At 68.4% G+C, this 23,757-nt stretch carries 26 protein-coding genes; 19 read left to right on the forward strand and 7 right to left on the reverse strand.

Features of this window, described 5'->3' with window-relative positions; translation table 11 throughout:
* Positions 1-4 precede the first annotated feature (4 nt).
* Complete coding sequence (locus ACFWUR_RS11200) at positions 5-1,336, forward strand: M16 family metallopeptidase (RefSeq protein ID WP_378905793.1); 1,332 nt, start codon at positions 5-7, stop codon at positions 1,334-1,336.
* A gap of 26 nt (positions 1,337-1,362) precedes the next feature.
* Here the strand turns inward: ACFWUR_RS11200 and ACFWUR_RS11205 are convergent, their stop codons facing one another.
* Positions 1,363-1,740: an ArsR/SmtB family transcription factor gene (locus tag ACFWUR_RS11205; protein WP_378905446.1), complete on the reverse strand. Its 378-nt coding sequence runs from the start codon at positions 1,738-1,740 to the stop codon at positions 1,363-1,365.
* 107 nt (positions 1,741-1,847) lie between these two features.
* Between ACFWUR_RS11205 and ACFWUR_RS11210 the strand changes: the two genes are divergently transcribed.
* Positions 1,848-3,041, forward strand: a complete 1,194-nt coding sequence (locus ACFWUR_RS11210) for an MFS transporter (RefSeq protein ID WP_378905795.1) — start codon at positions 1,848-1,850, stop codon at positions 3,039-3,041.
* Positions 3,042-3,083: 42 nt separating this feature from the next.
* Here the strand turns inward: ACFWUR_RS11210 and ACFWUR_RS11215 are convergent, their stop codons facing one another.
* Positions 3,084-3,479 (reverse strand): VOC family protein, encoded by a 396-nt coding sequence (locus ACFWUR_RS11215; RefSeq protein ID WP_378905797.1) that lies wholly within the window; start codon positions 3,477-3,479, stop codon positions 3,084-3,086.
* Positions 3,480-3,613: 134 nt separating this feature from the next.
* Between ACFWUR_RS11215 and ACFWUR_RS11220 the strand changes: the two genes are divergently transcribed.
* From ACFWUR_RS11220 to ACFWUR_RS11255, 8 genes are all read left to right on the forward strand, one after another.
* Positions 3,614-4,720 (forward strand): zinc-binding dehydrogenase, encoded by a 1,107-nt coding sequence (locus ACFWUR_RS11220; RefSeq protein WP_378905449.1) that lies wholly within the window; start codon positions 3,614-3,616, stop codon positions 4,718-4,720.
* Between the two features lie 107 nt (positions 4,721-4,827).
* Positions 4,828-5,574: a 4-hydroxy-tetrahydrodipicolinate reductase gene (gene dapB / locus ACFWUR_RS11225; RefSeq protein ID WP_378905452.1), complete on the forward strand. Its 747-nt coding sequence runs from the start codon at positions 4,828-4,830 to the stop codon at positions 5,572-5,574.
* Positions 5,575-5,627: 53 nt separating this feature from the next.
* Complete coding sequence (locus tag ACFWUR_RS11230) at positions 5,628-6,068, forward strand: hypothetical protein (RefSeq protein ID WP_378905455.1); 441 nt, start codon at positions 5,628-5,630, stop codon at positions 6,066-6,068.
* Between the two features lie 7 nt (positions 6,069-6,075).
* Positions 6,076-6,528: a flavodoxin family protein gene (locus tag ACFWUR_RS11235; protein WP_378905458.1), complete on the forward strand. Its 453-nt coding sequence runs from the start codon at positions 6,076-6,078 to the stop codon at positions 6,526-6,528.
* A gap of 101 nt (positions 6,529-6,629) precedes the next feature.
* Positions 6,630-7,319: a response regulator gene (locus ACFWUR_RS11240; protein WP_378905461.1), complete on the forward strand. Its 690-nt coding sequence runs from the start codon at positions 6,630-6,632 to the stop codon at positions 7,317-7,319.
* Positions 7,316-8,530: a sensor histidine kinase gene (locus ACFWUR_RS11245; RefSeq protein WP_378905463.1), complete on the forward strand. Its 1,215-nt coding sequence runs from the start codon at positions 7,316-7,318 to the stop codon at positions 8,528-8,530. The genes ACFWUR_RS11240 and ACFWUR_RS11245 overlap by 4 nt, the downstream gene beginning before the upstream one ends.
* Positions 8,530-9,555 carry a hypothetical protein gene (locus ACFWUR_RS11250; RefSeq protein ID WP_378905465.1) on the forward strand — a complete coding sequence of 342 codons (1,026 nt, stop codon included), beginning with the start codon at positions 8,530-8,532 and terminating at the stop codon, positions 9,553-9,555. Before ACFWUR_RS11245 ends, ACFWUR_RS11250 begins: the two co-directional genes overlap by 1 nt.
* 40 nt (positions 9,556-9,595) lie before the next feature.
* Complete coding sequence (locus ACFWUR_RS11255) at positions 9,596-10,795, forward strand: winged helix-turn-helix domain-containing protein (protein ID WP_378905468.1); 1,200 nt, start codon at positions 9,596-9,598, stop codon at positions 10,793-10,795.
* 12 nt (positions 10,796-10,807) lie between these two features.
* Here the strand turns inward: ACFWUR_RS11255 and ACFWUR_RS11260 are convergent, their stop codons facing one another.
* Positions 10,808-11,254 carry a hypothetical protein gene (locus ACFWUR_RS11260; RefSeq protein WP_378905471.1) on the reverse strand — a complete coding sequence of 149 codons (447 nt, stop codon included), beginning with the start codon at positions 11,252-11,254 and terminating at the stop codon, positions 10,808-10,810.
* A 114-nt stretch (positions 11,255-11,368) separates the two neighbouring features.
* Between ACFWUR_RS11260 and dapA the strand changes: the two genes are divergently transcribed.
* Together dapA and ACFWUR_RS11270 are read left to right on the forward strand one after the other, a co-directional pair.
* Positions 11,369-12,277: a 4-hydroxy-tetrahydrodipicolinate synthase gene (gene dapA / locus ACFWUR_RS11265; RefSeq protein ID WP_378905474.1), complete on the forward strand. Its 909-nt coding sequence runs from the start codon at positions 11,369-11,371 to the stop codon at positions 12,275-12,277.
* The gene (locus ACFWUR_RS11270; protein WP_378905477.1) at positions 12,274-14,376 is read left to right on the forward strand and encodes an RNase J family beta-CASP ribonuclease; all 2,103 of its coding nucleotides are present in this window, start codon (positions 12,274-12,276) and stop codon (positions 14,374-14,376) included. The genes dapA and ACFWUR_RS11270 overlap by 4 nt, the downstream gene beginning before the upstream one ends.
* 113 nt (positions 14,377-14,489) lie before the next feature.
* Here the strand turns inward: ACFWUR_RS11270 and ACFWUR_RS11275 are convergent, their stop codons facing one another.
* Both ACFWUR_RS11275 and ACFWUR_RS11280 read right to left on the reverse strand, forming a co-directional pair.
* Complete coding sequence (locus ACFWUR_RS11275) at positions 14,490-15,056, reverse strand: hypothetical protein (RefSeq protein ID WP_378905481.1); 567 nt, start codon at positions 15,054-15,056, stop codon at positions 14,490-14,492.
* Positions 15,057-15,079: 23 nt separating this feature from the next.
* A complete protein-coding gene (locus ACFWUR_RS11280) occupies positions 15,080-15,463 on the reverse strand; it encodes a DUF4189 domain-containing protein (RefSeq protein ID WP_378905799.1) in 384 nt (127 codons plus the stop codon).
* Between the two features lie 296 nt (positions 15,464-15,759).
* On the opposite strand from ACFWUR_RS11280, the gene ACFWUR_RS11285 reads away from it, so the two are divergent.
* From ACFWUR_RS11285 to ACFWUR_RS11295, 3 genes are all read left to right on the forward strand, one after another.
* A complete protein-coding gene (locus tag ACFWUR_RS11285; protein ID WP_378905484.1) occupies positions 15,760-18,312 on the forward strand; it encodes a DNA translocase FtsK in 2,553 nt (850 codons plus the stop codon).
* A gap of 264 nt (positions 18,313-18,576) precedes the next feature.
* A complete protein-coding gene (locus tag ACFWUR_RS11290) occupies positions 18,577-18,756 on the forward strand; it encodes a hypothetical protein (RefSeq protein WP_378905487.1) in 180 nt (59 codons plus the stop codon).
* A complete protein-coding gene (locus ACFWUR_RS11295) occupies positions 18,747-19,733 on the forward strand; it encodes a TerC family protein (protein WP_378905490.1) in 987 nt (328 codons plus the stop codon). Before ACFWUR_RS11290 ends, ACFWUR_RS11295 begins: the two co-directional genes overlap by 10 nt.
* 62 nt (positions 19,734-19,795) lie before the next feature.
* On the opposite strand, the gene ACFWUR_RS11300 is transcribed toward ACFWUR_RS11295, so the two are convergent.
* Together ACFWUR_RS11300 and ACFWUR_RS11305 are read right to left on the reverse strand one after the other, a co-directional pair.
* Positions 19,796-20,080 (reverse strand): YciI family protein, encoded by a 285-nt coding sequence (locus tag ACFWUR_RS11300; protein ID WP_378905493.1) that lies wholly within the window; start codon positions 20,078-20,080, stop codon positions 19,796-19,798.
* Positions 20,081-20,108: 28 nt separating this feature from the next.
* Positions 20,109-20,675, reverse strand: coding sequence for an amino-acid N-acetyltransferase (locus ACFWUR_RS11305; protein WP_378905496.1), 567 nt, complete (start codon positions 20,673-20,675; stop codon positions 20,109-20,111).
* A 256-nt stretch (positions 20,676-20,931) separates the two neighbouring features.
* On the opposite strand from ACFWUR_RS11305, the gene pgsA reads away from it, so the two are divergent.
* The 4 genes from pgsA (at position 20,932) to pspA (ending at position 23,619) form a co-directional block, all read left to right on the forward strand.
* Positions 20,932-21,567 carry a CDP-diacylglycerol--glycerol-3-phosphate 3-phosphatidyltransferase gene (gene pgsA, locus ACFWUR_RS11310; RefSeq protein WP_378905499.1) on the forward strand — a complete coding sequence of 212 codons (636 nt, stop codon included), beginning with the start codon at positions 20,932-20,934 and terminating at the stop codon, positions 21,565-21,567.
* Entirely contained in the window at positions 21,564-22,055 is a 492-nt protein-coding gene (locus ACFWUR_RS11315; protein ID WP_378905502.1) for a CinA family protein, read from the forward strand. The genes pgsA and ACFWUR_RS11315 overlap by 4 nt, the downstream gene beginning before the upstream one ends.
* 91 nt (positions 22,056-22,146) lie before the next feature.
* Positions 22,147-22,599 (forward strand): helix-turn-helix domain-containing protein, encoded by a 453-nt coding sequence (locus ACFWUR_RS11320; RefSeq protein ID WP_378905505.1) that lies wholly within the window; start codon positions 22,147-22,149, stop codon positions 22,597-22,599.
* Between the two features lie 195 nt (positions 22,600-22,794).
* Positions 22,795-23,619 carry a phage shock protein PspA gene (gene pspA, locus ACFWUR_RS11325; protein ID WP_062988009.1) on the forward strand — a complete coding sequence of 275 codons (825 nt, stop codon included), beginning with the start codon at positions 22,795-22,797 and terminating at the stop codon, positions 23,617-23,619.
* Positions 23,620-23,757 lie beyond the last annotated feature (138 nt).

The following is a 23,757-nucleotide window of genomic DNA, read 5'->3' on the forward strand; positions in this document are numbered from 1 at the left end:
GAAGTTGACAGAGTCGAGTACCGAATCCGCGGACGACGTCTCCACCGACGGTGGGGTGCGTCGCACCGTGCTGCCCGGTGGCCTGCGCGTGGTCACCGAGCACGTGCCCGGCGTGCGCTCGGCGTCCATCGGAGTGTGGGTCGGAGTCGGTTCGCGCGACGAAGGCCCCACCGTGGCCGGCGCCGCGCACTTCCTCGAACACCTGCTGTTCAAGGCGACACCCACCCGCACCGCCCTCGACATCGCGCAGTCCATGGACGCGGTGGGCGGCGAACTCAACGCGTTCACCGCCAAGGAACAGACCTGCTATTACGCCCACGTCATCGACGAGGACCTGCCACTGGCCGTCGACCTCGTCTCCGACGTGGTCCTCAACGGGTTGTGCCGCGCGGTCGACGTCGACGTGGAGCGCCAAGTGGTGCTCGAAGAGATCTCGATGCGCGACGACGACCCCGAAGACCTGGTCGCCGACTCCTTCCTCACCGCGATGTTCGGCGAGCACCCCATCGGGCGCCCGGTGATCGGCAGCGTCGAATCCATCGAGAACATGCAGGCCGCGCAGTTGCGTGGCTTCCATCAGCGCCGCTACCGGCCCGAGCGCATGGTTGTCGCGGTGGCGGGCAACGTGGCCCACGAACGCGTCGTGGAACTGGTGCATCGGGCATTCGGGCCGCACCTGGACACCACCGCCGAACCCGCCCCGCGCCGCGAAGGGAAGTTCCGCGCGCAAGGCGCACCGAGCCTGATCCGGATCAATCGGGACAGTGAACAGACCCACCTGGCCTTCGGGGTGCGGGCCTTCGGCAGACACGAAGGCCAGCAGCGGTGGCCACTGTCGATCCTCAACACGATCGTCGGCGGTGGCCTGAGTTCGCGTCTGTTCCAGCGCATTCGCGAAGAACGCGGCCTGGCGTACTCGGTGTACTCCAGTGTCGACACCTTCGCCGATACCGGATCGTTCTCGGTCTCGCTCGGCTGCCAGCCCGAAAACCTCGGCCAGGTGACAGCATTGGCGCGCGGTGTGCTCGACGAGGTCGCGGCCAACGGGGTCACCGATGCCGAATGCGCCAGGGCCAAGGGGTCTTTGCGCGGGGGACTCGTGCTGGGCCTGGAAGACTCGGCCTCCCGGATGAACCGCATCGGCCGCAGCGAACTCAGCTACGGCAACCACCGCAGTGTCTCGGCGACACTGGCTCGCATCGACGCCGTCACCACCGCCGAGGTCAGCGAGATCGCCGCCACCCTGCTCGCCCGCCCCTACGGTGCCGCGGTGTCGGGCCCGTATCAGCGCACCCGCGAACTGCCCGCCTCGGTGCGAAAGCTCGTCGAACGCTGACCGATTCGGGCCACGGAGAAGACGGCTCAGTGGTTCGAGCCCGGCCTGTCGACAGACGTATGGACCGGCTCGATCGAAGTGCCTGCGCGGTTGGCCGCGTCGACGATCGAGGGCAGGAGGCCGGGTAGAGCGCGCTCGACGGCCTCGGTGCGCAGATTCTGGAAGGTCTGGCCGTCGACGGTCAGGCGCTCGATCAGGCCCGCTTCGCGCAAGATCTTGAAGTGGTGGGTCGCGGTGGACTTGTTGATCGCGTCGTAGAGGGCCGAACAGCGAATCGGGGCCGCGGCATTGCTCAGGCGGCGGACCATCTCCAGCCGAACGGGGTCGTGGAGAGCGCCCAGGACAGTGGGCAGCGCGGCGACGGGTAGGGTCGGCGCCGGCGGAAGATCTTTAGCCTGTGTCATGAGCTACCTCACTCGGGGGTTTGATAGTCATCATACTCGGCGTAGCGTGAGCCTCGTTCGATGGTTATCAAACTCTGCTGATGGGGGCTGCTGTGGCAGCGACAACGATGGCGCCGGTCGAGGCCGGGCAGCGCTGGGCGTACGGGCTCGTCCTGTCCGCGAGTGCGGTGGCGCTCGGGGTTTCGGGGGCACCTGCTCCGCTCTACGGGATCTACGAGACCCAGTGGCATCTGTCGCCGCTGACCACGACCATGGTGTTCGCCGTGTACGCCTTCGCGGCCCTCGGCGCGGTGCTGGTCTCCGGCCGGATCTCCGATGTGGTCGGCCGCAAGCCGGTGATGATCGGCGCCTTCGCCACCATGATCCTCGGACTGGTCGCCTTCCTGCTCGCCGATTCGGTGCCGATGTTGTTGCTGGCCAGGGCATTACACGGCGCGGCCGTCGGAGCCACCGTCGTGGCGGGTGCCGCGGCGCTGCTGGACCTGCGGCCCGAACGTGGTGCGCGATCCGGGCAGCTCAGCGGAGTCGCGTTCAATGTCGGCATCGCCGTCGCGGTGCTCGGCACCGCGGTGCTCGCGCAGTACGCGCCGTCACCGCTGCGCACCCCGTACGTGGTCATCGCGGTGGTCTGCCTGGCCGCGGGAGCGGGCATTCTCGCCCTGCGTGAACCGCACACCACCCGGGTGAAGGCGCGCATCACCATCGCGAAACCCTCCGTCCCAGCCGAGATCAAGGCCGATTTCTGGTTCTCCGCGATCGGCGTGATGGCCGCCTGGTCGGTGCTGGGTGTGCTGCTGTCGCTGTATCCGTCGCTGGCCGCGGCCGAGACCGGCATGCACAACCTGGTGTTCGGTGGCGTCGTCGTCGCGGGCACCGCGCTGGTCGCCGCCTTGGTCCAACTGTTCGCCACCCGTGTTCCGGCCCGTCGTGCGGCGGTGATCGGTGACCTCGGCATGGCGGCCGCGCTGCTCGCCACCATTCCGGCGCTGGCCACGAAACAGCCCGCCGTCGTGATCGTCGCGGGCCTGGTGCTCGGCGCGACGTTCGGGCTCGGGTTCGGTGGGTCGCTGCGGCACCTGTCCGAAGTCGTTCCACCGCATCGCCGTGGCGAGACGATGTCGGCTTTCTACCTGCTGGCCTACTCGGCGATGGCCTTGCCGACCTTGGCCGCGGGCTGGGCGGCGACGACGTGGGGGATCGCGACGGTCTTCCCGTGGTTCATCGTGATCGTGTCGGTGGCGTGTGTCGGTGCCGCGCTGCTGGGGCTGCGCGGGATCCGGGCGGCCGCGACACCGGCGTGAACGCAGGCCGGTCCCGATGGGTATCGGAACCGGCCTGAGTGCTCACTCCGGCCAACCACCGTAGGGAACGGTGATCAGTTCCAGGAAGTGGCCGTTGGGGTCGAGGAAATAGACGCCGCGACCGCCGTCGTTGTGATTGATCTCGTTCACCCCGTGCTGCTGGGGATCGGCCCAATGATCCAGTTTGTAGCGCTGGATCTTGGCGTAGGCCACATCGAACTCGGCCTCCGAGACCAGGAATGCGTAGTGCTGCGGCTGGATTTCGGAAACGAAGGGCGGAACCGCGGCGAAATCGAAGGCCGCACCGTGATCGAGGGCGATCGGAATGAACGGCCCCCACTCTTTTCCTATGTCCAACCCGAGGATGTCCGCCCAGAACTCGGCGGTTTCCCGATTATCGCGACATCCGACAATGGTGTGATTGAACTGCACTGACAGGGGATTTCTCCTTGTTCGTGATGGCGCCGACCCTGGGCACGGTACGAGGCGGCCGACAGGAGCACCATCACCGAGATCGAGGTTAGCGACAGATCCCGGAACCTGTAAAGAGCTCTCGCGGTAGCGTCGCGGACATGAAGATTCGTGGAGCCGTCTTGGAACGGATCGCCGACCCGGCGCCGTTCGCCGATTCGCGGCCGATCACCGTGTGCGAGCTGGAATTGGCCGAGCCGGGACCGGGCGAATTGCTGGTGCGGATCGAGGCCGCCGGACTGTGCCATTCGGATCTGTCCGTGGTGGACGGCAATCGCGTGCGGCCGGTGCCGATGCTGCTCGGCCACGAAGCCGCGGGCATCGTCGAATCGAGGGGCGCCGGTGTCACCGACGTGGCGCTCGGACAGCGGGTCGTGATGACATTCCTGCCGCGCTGCGGCGACTGCGCGGGATGCGCCAGCAACGGGCGCACGCCGTGCGGGCCGGGCAGCGTGGCCAACAACGCCGGCGAGCTGCTCGCCGGTGGGCGGCGGCTCACCCGCGACGGCGAGGTGGTGCAACACCACCTCGGCGTCTCCGGTTTCGCCACGCACGCGGTGGTGGACCGGCGTTCGGTGGTGCCGGTCTACGACGATGTGCCGCCCGAGGTGGCGGCGGTGCTCGGCTGCGCGGTGCTCACCGGCGGGGGCGCGCTGCTCAACGCGGCGAAACCCGGTGCGGGAGACCGGATCATGGTGGTCGGGCTCGGTGGAGTGGGGATGGCGGCCGTGCTCGTCGCGGTCTCGCTCGGGCTCGGCGAGGTGATCGCCGTCGACACGGTGCCCGAAAAGCTCGCGCTCGCCCGCGAATTCGGTGCGACCGCTGCCTGCACGCCCGGCGAAGTGGCCGAACAGGGCGTGCAGGCCGACGTGGTGATCGAAGCGGCGGGCAACATCCGCGCGTTCGAAACAGCCGTCGCCGCAACCGCACCCGGTGGTGTCACCGTGACGGTCGGCCTGCCCGCCCCCACCGCCACCGCGACGATCTCCCCGCTGGCCCTGGTCGCGCAGGGTCGCACCATCATCGGCAGCTACCTGGGCTCGGCGGTCCCCGACCGCGACATCCCCGAGTACGTGCGGCGGTGGCGCGAGGGCAAGCTGCCGTTGGAGCGGCTCGTGTCGGCCCGCATCGGTCTCGACCAGGTGAATCAAGCGATGGACGATCTCGCCGCGGGCGCCGCGCTACGCCAGGTCATCGTCTTCGACTGACACCTCGCCCCGCCGGGCGACCGGACGGTGCGAGGTCGGCGCCGCGGCCCCGTCGGCTGCTCGATAGGCTTCCACGAGCAAGCGCCAGTCGAGGACGAGGAGATGCGGTGACCATTCGGGTCGGAGTGCTCGGAGCACGCGGCAAGGTCGGGCAGGCGATCTGCGCGGCGGTGGAGGCGGCGCCCGATCTGGAGCTGGTGGCCCAGGTCGACAAGGGCGACGCGCTCGCGACGTTCACCGAGACGGGCACCCAGGTGGTCGTCGACTTCACCCACCCCGACGTGGTGATGGGCAACCTGAAGTTCCTGATCGAGAACGGCATCCACGCCGTCGTCGGCACCACCGGCTTCGACGAGGTCCGCCTCGCCGAGGTGCGCGGGCAGTTGGCGCAGCGGCCCGAGGTGGGCGTGCTGATCGCGCCGAACTTCGCCATCGGCGCCGTGCTGTCGATGCGCTTCGCCGAGCAGGCGGCCCGGTTCTTCGACTCGGTCGAGGTCATCGAGCTGCACCACCCGAACAAGGCCGACGCCCCCTCGGGCACCGCCTACCGCACCGCCGCGGTGATCGCCGCGGCCCGCGCCGAGGCCGGGGTCGGCATCAGCCCCGACGCCACCACCACCGAACTCGAGGGTGCCCGCGGCGCCGACGTCGACGGTGTGCGGGTGCACTCGGTGCGCCTGGCCGGGCTCGTCGCCCACCAGGAAGTGCTGTTCGGCACGCAGGGCGAGACCCTGACCATCCGCCACGACTCCATCGACCGCTCCTCGTTCGCGCCGGGCGTGCTGCTCGGGGTGCGCGAGATCGCGGGGCGCGCGGGGCTGACCGTCGGACTCGACCCGTTCCTGGATCTGTGAGCGCCGCCGCCGACCGGCGACCCGATCGGCAGGTCCTGAAAACCGTTGCGGTCGTGGCATTTCTCGTTGTCGCGCTGCTGTTCTACTTCGTGCGGCTCGGCGGGCTCGCCATCGCCTACATCGCCGACGGCGGGTTCGCGGGCATCACGATCGGCATCGGCATGCTGCTGCTGCCCGTCGTGGGTATCTGGATCCTGTGGTCGACCTTGAGCGCGGCCTTCGATCACCAACGGCTGGCCCGGCGTATCCACGACGAAGACCTCGAGGTCGACACCTCGCAACTGCCGCGTCGGCCATCGGGCCGGATCGAACGCGCCGCGGCCGACGACCTGTTCCAGCGGATCAAAACCGAATGGGAAGCCGACCCGGACAACTGGCGCTGCTCCTACCGGCTGGCGCGTGCCTACGACTACGCCGGGGACCGAGGCCGCGCCCGCGACACCATGCGCCGCGCGGTGGCACTGGAAAAACTGGAACGCGACCCAGGAGAGTAGCGAGCCCATGGCCCGGTTGCTGATCATCCACCACACCCCGTCGCCGCATACGCAGGCGATGTTCGAAGCGGTCCTCGCCGGCGCGAGCGACCCGGAGATCGAGGGAGTCGAGGTGGTGCGCCGGGCCGCGCTGGCGGTGACCGCCGTCGATGTGCTCGACGCCGACGGCTACCTGCTCGGTACCCCGGCCAATCTGGGTTACATGAGCGGTGCGCTCAAACACGCCTTCGACACGATCTACTACCCGTGCCTGGACTCCACCGGTGGCCGCCCCTACGGCCTCTACCTGCACGGCAACGAAGGCACCGAAGGCGCCGAAAGCAGCGTCGAACGGATCACCACCGGGTTGGGCTGGCAGCGCGCCGCCGCCGCGGTGGTGGTCTCGGGCCCGCCGAGCAAGGCTGATCTGGACAAATGCTGGGAACTCGGCGCGACCATCGCTGCGGGTCTGATGAGCTGAATCGGGCCCGCCCCGAATTTTGGTGGGCTGACACGCGCACCTCGGATGCGGTAGAACTCGAAACCGACGTGTTGCGGGCTGGCCGCGGTGGGTGTTCGAAGATGGGGAGTGGTCGGGTGAGCGAGTTGGCGCAGACGCGCACGGTGCGGCGAGTGGGGCTGGTGGAGGACCACGAGTCCGTGGCGATCGGGCTGGCCGCGATGCTCGGCCCGGAGCCCGATCTGGAACTGGTGGCGGCGGCGGAATCGGTCGCCGGGTTGCTCACCGAGACCACCGACCTCGATCTCGTGGTCCTCGACCTGCGCCTGCCGGACGGCTCGACGCCCGAGGACAACGTCACCGCGCTGCGCGAACGCGGGATCGAGGTGCTGGTGTTCACCGGCGCCGACAATGCCTTCCTGGTGCGTTCGGCCGCCAAGGCGGGCGTGCTCGGAGTGCTGCGCAAGTCCGAGAGTGTGGCGACGGTGGTCGAGGCGGTGCGCCGGGCCGCGTCGGGGGAACAGGTGGTGACCACCGACTGGGCCGCCGCCATCGACGGTGACCCGAAACTCTCCGACGTCGGGCTCAGCCCGCGGCAGGAAGAGGTGCTGATGCTGTACGCCTCGGGGGAGAAGGCGTCGCGGGTGGCCCGGCTGACCGGGCTGTCGGAACAGACCGTCAACGACTACCTGGGCCGCATCCGGCAGAAATACGCCGACGCGGGTCGACCCGCACCGACCAAGACCGATCTGTACAAGCGCGCTGTCGAGGACGGGTGGCTGCCCGTGCCGGAAAGGCAGCAGCACACGTGAGTGGACTCGCGGTCGCGACGGCGCCCGCACCGGTCGGCGATGTCGAGTTCTCGCGGGCGGCGACCGAACAGATCCTGCGCAGGCTCGGGCTGGTGATCGGGACCGGCGCCACGATCGTGATGGCGCTGGAACTGCCCGCGGTGCTGGTTCAGCCGGTCAGCCGGTCGGTCTGGCCGGAACTGCATCTGATGGCCGCGTATCTGATGTTCGCGGCGTTGGCGATCGTGTCGGCGCGCGGTAGCGACCACGCGATCCGGCGCACCGCCGCCGCGGCGGCCGTGTGCTATCTCGCGGCGACCTTGGCGACGCCGCTGGTGTACTCGGTGGTGCACATCGGTTCGTTCGCGTCCTGGCCCTACCGCGGGTTGGCGGTGGGTGTGATGGCCGCGGGGCTCGCGTGGCCGCGCCGCGCCGCGGCAGGCTTCGGGGCCGTGCTCGCGGTGGCGACCAGTGTGGCGAATGCCCTTGTCGTGCCGGACAGTTCGATGTGGGCGTTGTTCGGCGACATCACCAGGGCGCTCGGCGTGGCGGCACTGTTCCTGTGGTGCGTGGTGTACGCGCGCGCCGCCGCCGAGCGGGTCGACCGGGAAGCGGTGCGTCAGCGCAGCCGAGCGGCGGCGGTCGCGGCGACCTCGGCCAAGGAACGCGAGGGCGCGCGGTTCGCGGCGCTCATCCACGACGCGGTGCTCTCGACGCTGCTGGAGGCCTCCCGCGCGCGCCAGTCCTCGTCGGTGCTGCGCAACCAGGCCGCGCGCACCCTCGAACAGCTCGAGCAGTCGCGCATCGTGCCCGAGGTCGACCACCTCGACGCCGCGGCGACGATCGAGTTCCTGCGCGAGGCGGTGCACGAGGTGGAATCCGAGATCGAGGTGCAGGTGTCCTCGCGACGCGCGGCCGATCTGTGCCTACCGATGGAGGCCGCGCAGGTGCTCGGGGCCGCGCTCGCGGAGGCGGTGCGCAACAGCCTGCGGCACGCCGACGTCGCCGGTCGGGCGGTGCGGCGCGGTGTGTCGATCACCATCGCGACCGGGGGGATCCGGGTGGTGCTGTCCGACGACGGCGCCGGGTTCGACCCGGCGCGGGTCTCGGCCGATCGGATGGGGATCGCGGGCAGCATTCTGGGCCGGATGCGCGCGCTCGCCGGCGGTGCGGCCTTCGTGGAATCGGCGCCGGGGGCGGGGACCGTGGTCACTCTGGTGTGGGGTAGCTGATGGTCGAGCGTGATCTGCCGTTCGCGATGCGCGATCTGTTCGGCCTCAGCGACGGCACGGCGTGGCTGTTCGTGGTGATCTTCGAAGCCACCATCGTGATGTATCTGCGGGTGAATTTCGATATCGCACCGCCCGCGGCCGCGTTCGCCGCGCTGGTGCTGATGACCGTGGCGGCGCTGGTGGTGTTGGTGTTCCCGGTGGATCCGCTGCCGTGGCCCGCCACGGTGTTCGTCGCGTGCGCCGGGCCCGCCTCGATCGCGCTGACCGTGCCGTGGCTCGAGAGCGCCTCGGGGTTCGCCCACCAGCTGTGGACGGCCTACCCGACCTCGTACCTGCTGGCGATGCTGGTGCTGCGCGGGCGGATCGGGTCGGCCTGGCTGGGGGTGGCGGCGGCCGCGACGGTGCTGGTGACGCTGGGTGTGTTCACCAGCTGGCATCCCGAGACCGTGGTGCGCGCGCTGACACCGGTGGCCACCGTCGGCGCGGTGACGGTGTTCATGTCGATCGTGCGACCCACCCAGCGTTCGCTGCGCGAACTGCGCAGCGAAGCCAATCGGCGGGCGGCCACCGAGGCCGCCCTGGCCGCGGCCAACGCCGAGCGTGATCGTCAACTGGGGGCCCTGGACCGGGTGGCGGGGCCGCTGCTGGCCAGAATCGCGGCCGGGATCGAGCTCACCGACACCGAACGCGAACACTGCAGGCTGCTCGAAGCCGAACTGCGCGACGGTCTTCGGGCGCCGCAGCTGGTCACCGACCGCCTCAGCTCCGCGGCGCGCGGGGCGCGATCGCGTGGCGTCGAGGTGACCCTGCTCGACGACGGCGGCTTCATCGGTGTGCCGGAATGGGTGCGCAACACCGTGATCGAGGCGGCGGTCGGCGAACTCGAGATGGCGGGCGCGGGCTCGGTGACTGTGCGGGTCCTGCCGGTCGGCAGGCGTTGGGTGGCGACCGTGCTGGCCGCCGCACCGGGCGGGGACCGGCGGACCGAGATCGACACCGCGGGCGCGGTGCGGGTCTCCACCTGAGCGCCGAGAACGTGTCGGACCCCTCTGTCAGGCTGAGTGGATGCAGCGGATGAATGCGGCGCAAGCTCGTCGAACGGCACTGGCCGCGCAAGGTTTCGGCAAGCGCAGGCCGACCAACCCGAAGCGTCGGGCGGTGCTCGACGTGGTCGCCAGAACCCGTCTGCTGCAGATCGATTCGGTGTCGGCGGTGGTGCGCGCGCATTACGCGCCGGTGTTCAGCCGGATCGGCCCCTACGATCGCAGCCTGCTCGACGGCGCGGCTTGGAGCGACAGCGCGAAGGCTCGGCGGGGACTGGTGGAGTACTGGGCGCACGAGGCCGCGTTGATCCCGGTCGCCGACTGGCCGTTGATGCGCTGGCGGATGGCGGAATATCGGCACGGGCGCTGGTCGGGGATGCGCAAGGTCGTCGAGCGCAATCCGACGCTGGGCAAAGACATTCTCGACGTCGTCACCGAGGTGGGCGCGGCGAGCGCGGGGGAGATCGAACGTCATCTGGAACTGGACAAGCCGCGCCCGAAAGGGACCTGGTGGAACCTCAGCGACACCAAGATGATCTGTGAGCAGCTCTTCGCCGCGGGCGAGCTGTCCACCGCGCGTCGGGTCGGGTTCACCCGGCACTACGACCTGACCGAGCGGGTCGTCCCGGCCGATGTGGCCGATCGTGAGATCGGCGAGGGCGACGCGGTGCGCGAGCTGATCCGCCGGTCCAGCCGTGCACTCGGCATCGGTACCGAGGCCGACCTGCGCGATTACTACCGCCTGGCCCGCAGGCAGAGTGCCCCGGCGATCGCCGACCTGGTCGACGCGGGCGAGCTGCTGGCGGTCGACGTCGACGGCTGGGACGCGCCCGCCTACCTGCACCCGGAGGCCGCCACCCCGCGGCGGATCACCGGCACCGCGCTGCTGTGCCCGTTCGATCCGCTGATCTTCTTCCGTCCGCGCACCCAGCGGGTCTTCGACTTCCACTACCGAATCGAGATCTACACCCCCGAACCCAAACGGGTGCACGGCTATTACGTCTTCCCGCTGCTCGTCGACGGCAGGCTGGTCGGCCGGGTGGATCTGCGCGCCGAACGCGCCACCGGCCGACTGCTCGCCCCCGCCGCGTTCGCCGAGCCCGGCTACGCGACGGCCGAGACCGCCCAGGCGTTACGCGGGGCGCTCCGGGAAATGGCCGACTGGCTCGAACTCGACGAAGTCGTGATCGGCGACCGCGGTGACCTGGCCCCGCTGCTGTGATCGCGCCGCCGGCTACCAGCCCTTGCCGCCGTATCCGCGCATCTGATCCTTCAACGCGCCGCTGACGGCGCCCGACAGCCAGGAGTTCAGTGACTGGCCGTTCTGCTGGGCCGCCTCCTCCGCGCGTGACTTGAGCTGCTCGACCAGACGCAGGGTCACCCGGCTGATGTCGCCGGTCATCTCCTCGAAAGTCTGCGGCTCCTCCTCGCCGTGCGGGGTGTTCTTGCGCACGTCTGCCACGGCGTCAGTGCCCTGCAGCCGGACGTGCACCGTGCGGTCACCGAGTTCGGTGCTGATCTCGGCGGCCAGTTCCGACAGCGCCGAGAGCAGCACCAGACGGCTCGAACTCTCCACCGCGGCGGCCAGCGCGGCGGCGGTGGCCTGCGTTTTCTCGTCGCCGAGTGCGGCGGCCGAGATCAGTTCCTCGCGCAACCGCGCGGTATGAGCATTCAGATCCATGACATCAGTGTGACGTCAAATATGACATCACGCAAGGTGAAAGACCTCCACCGGCAGCCGCTTCGGGCGCTAGGGTGTCGAGGCGCAACCTGGGACCGGGTAGCCTTTCTGACCATGACGAACGGTGAATCGACGCCAACGGAGCTGCGCGCGTCCGGCACGGTCGGTGTCGCGATGGTGACCCCCTTCAGCGCTGCGGGCAAGCTCGACGTCGATGCCGGTGTCGCACTGGCGGCACATCTGGTCGACCGCGGTGTCGACCTGCTGATCATCTCGGGAACCACCGGCGAATCGCCGACCACCACCGAAACCGAGAAGGCCGACCTGCTGCGGGCGGTCGTCGACGGTGTCGGCAACCGGGCCACCGTGGTCGCGGGCGCGGGCACCTACGACACCGCGCACTCGATCGAACTGGCGCGTGCTGCGGAAAACGCGGGCGCGCACGGTCTGCTCGTCGTGACGCCGTATTACTCGCGGCCCACGCAGGAAGGTCTGATCGCCCACTTCACCGCGGTCGCCGACGCCACCGCGCTGCCGATCACCCTCTACGACATTCCACCGAGGTCGGTGGTGCCTATCGCCATCGACACGATCCGGCGCCTTGCCGAGCATCCCAACATCGTCGCGGTGAAGGATGCCAAAGGCGATCTCGTCTCCGGAGCCGATCTCATCGCGACCACCGATCTGGATTTCTACTCCGGTGACGATGGACTGAATCTGCCCTGGCTCTCGGTCGGTGCGATCGGGTTCATCAGCGTCATCGGACACCTCGTGCCGGAAAGACTGCGCGAGATCCACCACGCCTACACCACCGGTGACGTGGCGAGGGCGCGAGAGATCAACGCGACACTACTGCCGCTGTACGCGGCCATGACCCGCCTGGGAGGTGTGGCGATGTGTAAGGGAGGACTCCGATTGCTCGGCATCGACGTAGGTGAGCCCCGATTGCCCCAGCTGATGCCGACACCGGCACAGCTCGAGGAGTTGGCGCTGGACCTGCAGGCCGCGGGGGTGTCGGCATGACCGAACCCGTAGCCCGTAAGCCCCGTCGCCGTGCGGCATCGCGCGCCGCCGGTGCGCCCGAGCCGCTACCTGTGGAGAGTGTGCAGGCACCGGTGAACGAGGTGGTGCCGACCGAGACCGCCCCCGCGGTGAAGGAACCGGCGATCGCCGAACCGATCGCCGAGGTCACCGCCGAGGCGAACCTGGCCGGTAGCGCCGAAGTGGGTACCGACCTGCTGGGCGTCGCCGATGAGCAGGTGGCCGCGAAGAAGACCGCGCCGCGACGCACCAGGAGCAAGTCGACCACCGAAACCAAGGGCAAGCAGGCCGAGGCCAAGAGCAAGCCGGTCGCCGAGCAGTCCCGCGGCGGCGGTCGTGGCAGGCAGGGTGGCGGTCGCGGTCGAGGTTCGGCACCGGTCGCCGAGCCGCGCGAAAAGGCCGCCCATGACAAGTTGGGCCCGCCGCCGAAGCTGGCGAAGAACGGTCTGCGCTTGTTCGCACTGGGCGGTATCGGCGAAATCGGCCGCAACATGACCGTGTTCGAATACGGCGGCAAGCTGCTGATCGTCGACTGCGGTGTGCTGTTCCCCGAGGACCAGCAGCCCGGCGTCGACCTGATCCTGCCGGACTTCGGACCCATCGAGGACCGGATGGACGACATCGTGGCAGTGGTGTTGACACACGGCCACGAGGACCACATCGGCGCGCTACCGTTCCTGCTCCGGTTGCGTTCCGACATTCCGGTGATCGGCTCGAAGTTCACCCTCGCGCTGGTCGCCGCCAAGTGCCGCGAGCACCGATTGCAGCCCAAGCTGCGTGAGGTGACCGAGGGTGAGACCACCGTGCACGGGCCGTTCGAGCTCGAGTACTTCGCCGTCAACCACTCGATTCCGGACGCACTGGCCATCGCCATCCGCACGGGCGCGGGCGTGGTACTGCACACCGGAGACATCAAGCTCGACCAGCTGCCACTCGACGGCCGTCTCACCGACCTCGCGGGCTTCTCCCGTCTCGGTGACGAAGGCGTCGATCTGCTGCTGATCGACTCGACCAATGCTGAGGTGCCGGGCTTTGTCACCCCCGAGCGTGAGATCGGTGGCGTGCTCGACAATGTCATCGGTAAGGCCACCAACCGCGTCATCGTGGCCTCGTTCGCCAGCCATGTTCACCGCATCCAACAGGTCGTCGACGTGGCCCAGAAGTACAACCGCAAAGTTTGCTTCGTCGGCCGTTCGATGGTCCGCAACATGGAGATCGCGCAGGATCTGGGCTATTTGACGGTGCCCGACAACACGGTTGTCACCCTCGACCAGGCCGCGAACTTGCCCGGCAACCGCATCGTGCTGGTCTCCACCGGTTCCCAGGGCGAGCCGCTCTCGGCGCTGTCGCGGATGGCACGTGGCGAACACCGCCAGATCAATATCCGCGCCGACGACCTGGTGGTGCTGGCGTCCTCGCTGATCCCCGGTAATGAGAACTCGGTGTTCGCCGTGGTCAACGGCCTGGCCCGGCTCGGCGCGACCGTGATCACCCAGCAGAACGCGAAGGTGCACGTCTCCGGGCACGCCTCCGCCGGTGAGCTGCTGTACCTGTACAACGCCGTGCGCCCGACCAATGCCATGCCCGTGCACGGCGAATGGCGTCACCTGCGCGCCAACGCCGCGCTGGCCGTGGCGACCGGTGTGCCCGAGGAGCGCGTGATGCTGGCCGAGGACGGCGTGGTGGTCGACCTGGTCGACGGCATCGCCTCCATCGTCGGTCGCGTGCCGGTCGGCTACGTCTACGTCGACGGCCTCTCGGTCGGCGACGTCGGCGAGTCGACCCTGTCGGACCGCCTGGTCCTGGGCGAGGGTGGTTTCATCTCGATCACCATCGTCATCGACTCGACCACCGGCAAGGCCGTGAGCACGCCCGAGCTCAACGGGCGCGGCTTCTCCGATGATCGAACCGCGCTCGACGGCGCCAACGAACTGGTCGAGGCGGAGCTGCTGCGCCTGGCCGGTGAGGGCATCACCGACACCCATCGCATCGCCCAGGGCGTGCGCCGGGTGGTGGGTCGCTGGGTCGCCGACGTCTACCGTCGTCGCCCGATGATCGTGCCGACGGTCGTCGCCGTCTGATCCACTGATCGACAGCTCGAACTGAAAACCGCTGGGCGACCATGTCGCCCAGCGGTTTTCTCGATATTCGCCCCGACTTTCGGGCCGAGGGTTCACCGGTATTCGGCCGCTTCTCAGGCCTGGCAGGCCGCGGAGTCGAGCTGGGCCGACTTCACGATGTTGCACGCGAACACGTGCGAGACCTTCCACGAATCGTCCTCGGCGACGAAATCGACGAAGGCGTCCTTCACCGGCGTGCCGTCGATGGTGACGTCAGCGTTCGCCTGGAGCTTGCCGTCGACGGGCTCACCGACGGTGGTGATGGTGACCTTCACGTTGTTCTGCTTCGCCGCCTCGACGAACTTGTCGACCAGCATCGGATCCTGATCGGCGTCCTCGATGTAGGTCTTCTTCTCGTCACCGGTGAGCTGACCGGCCATGGCCTTGTTCAACCGGGCGTTCAGCTCGTCGGCGGTGGGCTTGGGCAGGTTGGGCACCGTGGTGGCCGCCGGCTCGCCGCCCTCTTCCTTGCCCGCCTTCGCCTCGCCCGATTCGAAGGCTCCGCCCTCGCTGGTCGTCGGTGCCGCGGTCTTGTCGATGATGGTGGCGTCGGAACTGCACGCGCCGAGACCGAGCGCCGCGACGATCGCGACGAGGGCGGCAGCGGTTTGCACTGGACGGTTGTTCACTACAACTCCCATGATGATGATCGAAACGGGTCGGGCTAGAGCTGGTAGCCGCTGGTGCAGTTCCAGTGCTTGATGTAGGCGTTGCCCGGATTGTTGTTCAGCGCTTCGCGTTTGGCGCCGCCGATCGTCGACGCGGAGCCGTAGCTCCACCATCCGCGCGAGATCGCGATGGCGCCACAACCGTTGCGGTAGGACACCTTCACATCGCAGCCGCCACCGCCACCGCCACGTCGGCAGGCCGCCATGGCACCGGCTTCGGCAGCGCCGTAACTGCCGTAATCGGTGGCGTATCCGTAGACCCCCGGTTTGACCGACACCGCGATGGCGCCGTAATTGCCCGACTGCGCCTGGGCCGGTGCGATGTGCCCCGCGAACAACGCCGCCGCGGTGGCACCCAGCACGGCCGCGCTGGTGAGCATTCTCTTCACTTGTAGCGTCCCCTTCATATGCACGGGTCGACGACCCGATAGAGCGCTGTCAACGTACCGAGGGTTATGGCGCCCGCGCCAGCCATTCGAGCCCGCGACAACCCGAAACAGTGGCGATCGACAAGGTTTCCATAAGTTCGGGGTCGCGAAACGCGGTTCGCGGCGAGTTTTCCCACGCTGACCGGGGCGCTGCGACCAGCGGATCCAGGCTGGATCACCCCGGCGAGCGGGGTGGGGCCAGTGTTGCGGATGGTCTCGGAGGTGCCCGAGCGGCTAGCCTGATGGTCATGGCAGGTAAGTCCCGCAGCACCACGACCTCTCGTGCGCGGGCGGGATCGACCAGGGGGCAGACGCCGGCGGCGCGGTCTCGTTCGGCGACCCCGCGTGCGACGGCGGCTCCGCGTGGGCGAACCACGCCCGCGCGCAGGCCGGTCAAGCGCGCCTCCGACACCGCACCGCTGGCGGTGATCGGGCGCGGTATCGGCAGCGGCTGGACCATGCTGGCACGGGGTGTCGGCGCCACCACGCGCACGTTGAGCCGGGCGGGCGAACTCGACCACGGGCACCGCCGCGACGGCATCGGCTTGGCGCTCATCGCGTTGAGCGTGATCATCGCCGCCGCGATGTGGCTCTCCGCGGGCGGACCGGTCGGCCGTTTCCTCGAAGACGTCGTCCGAGCGATCGCCGGTTCGGCCGCCGCGCTGGCGCCGATCCTGTTGGTCGCGCTCGCGGTGATACTGATGCGCACCGAACCGCATCCGGAGATCCGGCCGCGGCTGGTCCTCGGTGGGCTGCTCGTCGTACTCCCCGCGCTGGGGGTGTGGCACCTGGCGGCCGGTTCCCCGACCGCCGCCGAGGGCCGTGCCACGGCGGCGGGCGCGCTGGGGTACGCGATCGGCGGACCGCTCGGCCGGGGCCTCACGCCTTGGCTCGCACTGCCGATCCTGCTGCTGGCCATGATGTTCGGCGTGTTGTTGCTCACCGGCACCACGGTGCGTGAGGTGCCGGCCAGGCTGCGCGAATACTTCGGTCTCGGCGAATACGCCGACGACACCGACCCGTACGACCCGGCCAACTACGACGCCGACGGATTCCCGGTGCACCGCAACCGAACTCGTCGCCGTGGCCGCAACCCCGACGACAACTTCTCCTCCGAGGAGTTCGGTGGCTCCGACCCGGTCACCGAATCGCTGGGCGAACCGCCGCTGCGCGATGCCAAACCGATCGACGAGCCACCCGTGCCCGCGCCCGCGCCGAAACCGGCGCGCAAGCGCCCGGAGGTCAAGCCGGTCGACCAGACCCCGCCGCCGCCACCGGAACCGGAATTCGTCACCGATCGTGTCGTCGACGGCGACTACACGCTGCCTCCGCTGACCCTGTTGCTCGACGGCGACCCGCCGAAGAAGCGTTCCGCGGCCAACGAGTCGATGATCGAGGCGATCACCGAGGTCCTGGTGCAGTTCAAGATCGACGCCGCGGTCACCGGCTTCGTGCGCGGGCCGACCGTCACCCGCTACGAGGTGGAACTCGGCCCCGGCGTCAAGGTGGAGAAGATCACGGCGCTGGCCCGCAACCTCGCCTACGCCGTGGCCACCGAGAACGTGCGTCTGCTCGCGCCCATCCCCGGCAAGTCGGCCGTGGGCATCGAGGTGCCCAACGCCGACCGCGAATTGGTGCGCCTGGCCGACGTTTTGAAGTCGCCGCACACCCGCAACGACCACCATCCGCTGGTGATCGGTCTCGGCAAGAACATCGAGGGTGAGTTCGTCTCGGCGAACCTGGCCAAGATGCCGCACCTGCTGGTGGCCGGTTCCACCGGTTCGGGTAAGTCGAGTTTCGTGAACTCGATGCTGATCTCGCTGCTGCACCGGGCCACCCCGGAGGAGGTCAGGATGATCCTGATCGACCCGAAGATGGTGGAGCTCACGCCGTACGAAGGCATTCCGCACCTGATCACGCCCATCATCACCCAGCCTAAGAAGGCCGCCGCCGCGCTGGCCTGGCTGGTGGAGGAGATGGAACAGCGCTACCAGGACATGCAGGCCAACAAGGTGCGCCACATCGACGACTTCAACAAGAAGGTGAAGTCGGGCCAGATCAGCGCGCCGCTGGGCAGCGAGCGCGTCTACCGGCCCTACCCGTACATCCTGGCCATCGTCGACGAGCTCGCCGACCTGATGATGACCGCCCCGCGCGACGTCGAGGACGCGATCGTGCGGATCACCCAGAAGGCGCGCGCGGCCGGTATCCACCTCGTGCTGGCCACCCAGCGCCCCTCGGTGGACGTGGTCACCGGTCTGATCAAGACCAATGTGCCCTCACGGCTGGCGTTCGCCACCTCCTCGCTCACCGACTCGCGCGTCATCCTGGACCAGCCGGGCGCGGAGAAGCTGATCGGCATGGGCGACGGACTGTTCCTGCCGATGGGCCAGGGCAAGCCGACCCGCCTGCAGGGCGCGTTCATCTCCGACGAGGAGATCCAGGGTGTCGTCGAGTTCAGCAAGACCCAGGCCGAACCCGAATACCAGGAGGGCGTCACCGCGGCCAAGGCCGGCGAAGTCAAGGACGTCGACCCCGATATCGGCGACGACATGGACGTGTTGCTGCAGGCCGTGGAGCTGGTGGTCACCTCGCAGTTCGGGTCCACCTCGATGCTGCAGCGCAAGCTGCGGGTCGGCTTCGCCAAGGCGGGCCGCTTGATGGACCTGATGGAGACCCGCGGCGTGGTGGGACCCAGCGAGGGTTCCAAGGCGCGGGACGTGCTGATCAAGCCCGACGAGCTGGACGGGTTGTTGTGGTCGATCCGTGGCGGCGATCCGGGCGCGTCCGAGGACGAGTAACACCGTTGCCGGTTTGCTCTGACCGTGCCGGAAGCAGGCGGCGACGAACGAGGAGGGACCTGGCACGGCTCATGGACGGGAGTGCCCGGACACGGGGTCGGGCGACAATCGCCTGTTCAGGCGGTGAAGCGGGCGCGTGCGAGGCACGGATCCGACATCAGGACACCGGAGTGGAGCCGGTGCGTCGCGATGGGGCGCGGTTTCTGCGCGGTGGGTTCGTACACGGCTCGCTCCTCTCGGGTCTGTATCGTCGCCGGTGATGCCGTGACGGTAGCAGCGGCCGTGACGGGGGCGAAAGCGCTTTTCTCGTGCGCGGCGGCGGGGCAGCCCGTGAATGTGTGTGAAATCATGGCGGGCAAGCATTCCGCAAAGACAACTGAAACGGACAATTCGGGCATTATGGACGGCATGAACTTCATCGATCGGACCACCACATGCAGGTGACCACGCTCGAGTGGGTGATCACCGGACTGGTGATCCTCGGCCTGTTCGTCTTCGACTTCTACGCCCACGTGCGCACCCCGCACGAGCCCACCTTCAAGGAATCGGGCATCTGGTCGGCGGTCTACATCAGCTTGGCGCTGCTGTTCGGCCTGTTCGTCGCGTGGAAGTGGGGCGGCACCTTCGCGGGGGAGTACTACGCGGGCTTCGTCACCGAGAAAGCGCTCTCGGTCGACAACCTGTTCATCTTCCTCATCATCATGAGCACCTTCGCCGTGCCGCGGATCTACCAGCAGAAGGTGCTGCTCATCGGCATCGTGCTGGCGCTGGTGATGCGCGGTGTGTTCATCGCGGTCGGCGCGGCCGCGATCAGCGCCTACAGCTGGGTGTTCTACCTGTTCGGCGCGTTTCTCATCTACACCGCGATCAAGCTGCTGCGCGAGAGCGGGCACGAGGCCGAACACGAGCAGAAGCGCGACAGCTACATCGTCTCGCTGGCCAAGCGGTTCCTGCCCACCACCGACGAATACGACGGTGACAAGCTGATCACCCGAATCGACGGCAAACGCGTGGTGACCCCGCTGTTGCTCGCGCTGCTGGCCATCGGTTTCGCCGACCTGCTGTTCGCGCTGGACTCGATTCCGGCGATCTACGGTCTCACCGAAGAGCCGTACCTGGTGTTCACCGCCAACGCCTTCGCGCTGATGGGTCTGCGCCAGCTGTACTTCCTCATCGGTGGGCTGCTCGACCGCCTGGTGTACCTGTCCTACGGCCTGGCCGCGATCCTGGCGTTCATCGGCGTCAAGCTGGTGCTGCACGCGCTGCACGAGAACACGGTGTCGTTCATCAACGGCGGCGAGCACGTGAGCGTGCCGGAGATCTCCACGGCGGTCTCGCTGAGCGTGATCATCGGCATCCTGGTCATCGCGACGGTGGCGAGCCTGCTGCGTACCCGCCACACCAACGCGACTGACGCCTGACACCCGGTACGACGCTGCCCGGAACCGTCGCGGTTCCGGGCAGCGTCGTCCGTGCTGGTCGACTAGTCGGAGAAGGCGCCCATCACCGGCAGCCACTCGACCGCGCGGACGGCGTCGATCAGGCCCAGCTTCGCGAACGGGTCCGCACGCAGCAGCTCGCTCAGCGACGGCGCGTCCTCGGCCCGGAACAGCAGCAGCGCGCCCGAACCGTCGGGGTAGGGGCCGCTGGTGAGGACGGTGCCCGCGTCGACGAGGGCGTTCAACCAGCCGCGATGCTCGGGTCGGTGGGTCGCGCGGTCGGCCGCGGTGGACTCGGAGTAGGTGTAGTGAACAGCGAAGATCGGCACAGTCGATCACTTTCTCGCGAGGGGTGTACTACAGGGTCAACAGCATGCGGGTGTTGCCCAGGGTGTTCGGCTTGACGAAGCTGAGGTCGAGGAATTCGGCCACACCGGTGTCGTAGGAGCGACACATCTCCGCGTACACCTCGGCGGTGACCGGTGTGCCGTCGATCTCGACGAAGCCGTGCCTGCCGAAGAAGTCCACCTCGAAGGTGAGCACGAACACGCGCTGCAACTGCAATTCGCGGGCCACGGTCACGAGATGTTCGACCACCGCACCGCCGACTCCGCGGCCCTTGACGACCGGATCCACCGCGACAGTGCGTACTTCGCCCAGATCGGCCCACAGCACGTGCAACGCACCACAGCCGACGACCTGTCCGTCGAGCTCGGCGACCCAGAATTCCTGCACCGATTCGTACAGCGTGACCAGGTTCTTCTCCAACAGGATGCGGCCGGCGTACTCGTCCACCAGGCGCTTGATCTCGGGGACATCGGAGGTTCGCGCTCGTCGAACGACCACACCGGAGAGGGGCGCCACAGTGGGCGCGGCGGTCTGCGCGTCGCTGGTCGGACTACTCGAGGGTCCCCGTGAGGTCATGGGTGCACAGTAGTCGGCCGGGTTACCGATAGTCTGAACATGTGCCGCACATCCTGTCGTTCCGCTCCTCGCATCGCGCCGGGCTCGACGACCGGATCGCGGGGCACCGATCGTGCGAGCAAACAACTCGCGAAACCGTTGGTTTTCGGCGCAGTGCCGGTGAGTGCCGAGAGGGCAGGGCATGAGCGGTCAGCGTCCGGAGGCGGTAGTGAAGCGTAGCCACGTGGGCCGCCCGAGCATGCCCGACAGACACAGGATGAGCGTGCGACCCGAAGAGATCGATCGTGGGTCGAGTGCGGCGACACCGATGCACGTGGTGGCGGAGACCCAGGTTCCGCTGCTCAATATCGCCAATGTATTGACCATCGCGCGCATCGTGTTGGTGCCGCTGTTCGTGCTGGCGCTGTTCGCCGAGGGCGGCCACGACACCCGCTGGCGGATCATCGCGGCGGCAGTCTTCGGCCTGGCCGCGATCACCGACCGCTTCGACGGGCAACTGGCCCGCAAATACGGTTTGGTCACCGATTTCGGGAAGCTGGCCGACCCCATCGCGGACAAGGCGCTGATCGGATCGGCGCTGATCGGGCTCTCGGTGCTGGGCGATCTGCCGTGGTGGATCACCCTGGTCATCTGTGGCCGCGAAATCGGCGTCACGCTGCTGCGACTGGTGGTCGTGCGGCGCGGGGTGATCCCGGCGGGACGTGGCGGCAAGCTCAAGACGCTGGTGCAGTCCGTGGCGGTCGCACTGCTGGTGCTGCCGCTGTCGGGGATCTTCGCCACCGCGGGCATGTGGCTGATGTACCTGGCCGTGGCGCTGACGGTGGTCACCGGGTTGGACTATGTGGGACAGTCGGCCAGGGTGTGGCTGGCGGGTGGACGGTCGCGCTTGTGAGCGATCCGCTCGTCGCCGGTGCGCCGGTCGCCGAACTGGTCAGGGCGCTGACCGCGGCAGGTCAGACCGTCGCCACGGCCGAATCGCTCACCGCGGGCCTGCTGGCCGCCACGGTGGCGGGCGTTCCCGGGGCGAGCGCGGTACTGCGGGGCGGGCTGATCGTCTACGCCACCGACCTCAAAGGCCGCCTGGCCTGCGTCGACGACGACCTGCTCCGGACCGACGGACCGGTCGCCGCCTCGACCGCCGAACAGCTCGCGGTGGGGGCGCGAGGGCAGTGCGGCGCGGACTGGGGTATCGGATTGACCGGGGTCGCCGGACCCGATTCCCAGGACGGGCATCCCGTCGGCACGGTATACCTCGGGTTGGCCGGTCCACGTCACAGCGAAGTGGTCCGGTTGAAACTGCACGGCGACCGGTGGACGATCAGACTCGGTGCGGTGCACAGTGCGGTGCGGGAGTTGCTTCGCTGTGTCAGTGTGAAATAGCCGGGTTCGGGAACCACTGGTCCATGCTCGACGTTGTGCCAGAAAGAGGTGAGCACCGCTACGGCGGTGACACGAGGTGGAGGAGAACGAGATGACGCTGCTGCGGGAGGCAATCGGGGACAGTCTGCGGCGTGCGCGTCTCGCCCAGCATCGAACGCTGCGCGAGGTGTCGACCTCGGCGCGCGTGAGCCTCGGCTATCTGTCGGAAGTGGAGCGCGGCCGCAAGGAAGCCTCCAGTGAACTGCTCGCCAGCATCTGCGAGGCGCTCGATCTGCCGCTCTCGCGCGTGCTGTGGGACGTGAGCACCCTGATGGCGGGCGCCGATGGCTCCGCCCCGCGCGAACCCGCGCTGACCGGCCCCGCCGCCGAGCGGGAGCCGACCGAAGCCGAGCCCGCCACCCTGCCCGAACCCGCTACGGGCGAGGCATCCGCCTCCGCGAGCGCGGCGGCCGAGCAGGGCGCGCGCATCGGCATCGCCGAAGACACCCGCATCGTCATCCCGGCCCCGAGGGCCGAGATGCTGGTATTGGTGAAGGGAATGTGACGCGGCGAACCCAGCGCTTCACGCGCGAGACGCTGCACACCGCTGATGAGAACGGATAGATTCTCCTCAGGCGTCGATCGATCCGGTTGTTCCGGTTCGGGTGCCGCATGGTGAAGGATAAGCACGTATCTGGTGCGTGACGGTCGCGTACCACCAGTCGCACGAGCGACGCACAGATGGAGGCGGGATCAATCGATGGCTAATCCGTTCGTGAAGGCCTGGAAGTACATGATGGCCCTCTTCGACTCCAAGATCGAAGAGCATGCGGATCCGAAGGTCCAGATTCAGCAGGCTATCGAGGAGGCGCAGCGTCAGCATCAGGCGCTGTCGCAGCAGGCGGCGTCGGTGATCGGCAACCAGCGTCAGCTGGAGATGAAGCTGAACCGCCAGCTCGACGAGGTCGAGAAGCTCAACGCCAACGCCCGTCAGGCCGTCACCCTGGCCGATCAGGCGCAGGCGGCGGGCGACACCGAGAAGGCGATTCAGTACACCAACGCCGCCGAGGCGTTCGCCGCCCAGTTGGTCACCGCCGAGCAGTCGGTGGAAGACCTCAAGGTGTTGCACGATCAGTCCCTGCAGGCCGCCGCACAGGCCAAGAAGGCGGTCGAGCAGAACGCGATGATGTTGCAGCAGAAGGTCGCCGAGCGCACCAAGCTGCTCAGCCAGCTCGAGCAGGCCAAGATGCAGGAGCAGGTCTCGGCCTCGCTGCAGCAGATGGACTCCACCCTGTCCGCGCCGGGCTCCACGCCCAGCCTGGACGCCGTGCGCGACAAGATCGAGCGCCGCTACGCCAACGCGCTCGGTTCGGCCGAGCTGGCGCAGAACACGGTGCAGGGTCGCATGATGGAGGTGCAGCAGGCCAGTGTCCAGATGGCCGGGCACAGCAAGCTCGAGCAGATCCGCGCCTCCATGCGCGGTGACGCGTTGCCCACCGGCAACACCAACGCGGCGATCGACCCGGCGCAGCCCCAGGCCGCACCGGCGCCGAACATCAACAAGGGCCAAGCGGCCCAGCAGTAGTATCGCAGCGCTGGCGCGCTCGAGTTCGCGGCCCCGAGGGGTGGGGGGGGGGACGCCCGACGACGCGAAATAGGAATCGTACGCACGGAGGCCGCAGGGAGCACCCCCCCCGCGAGCAGCGGCGGGGGAGCCCGAGGG

Source organism: Nocardia sp. NPDC058633 (genome assembly GCF_042717045.1).
Taxonomy (GTDB): Bacteria; Actinomycetota; Actinomycetes; order Mycobacteriales; family Mycobacteriaceae; genus Nocardia.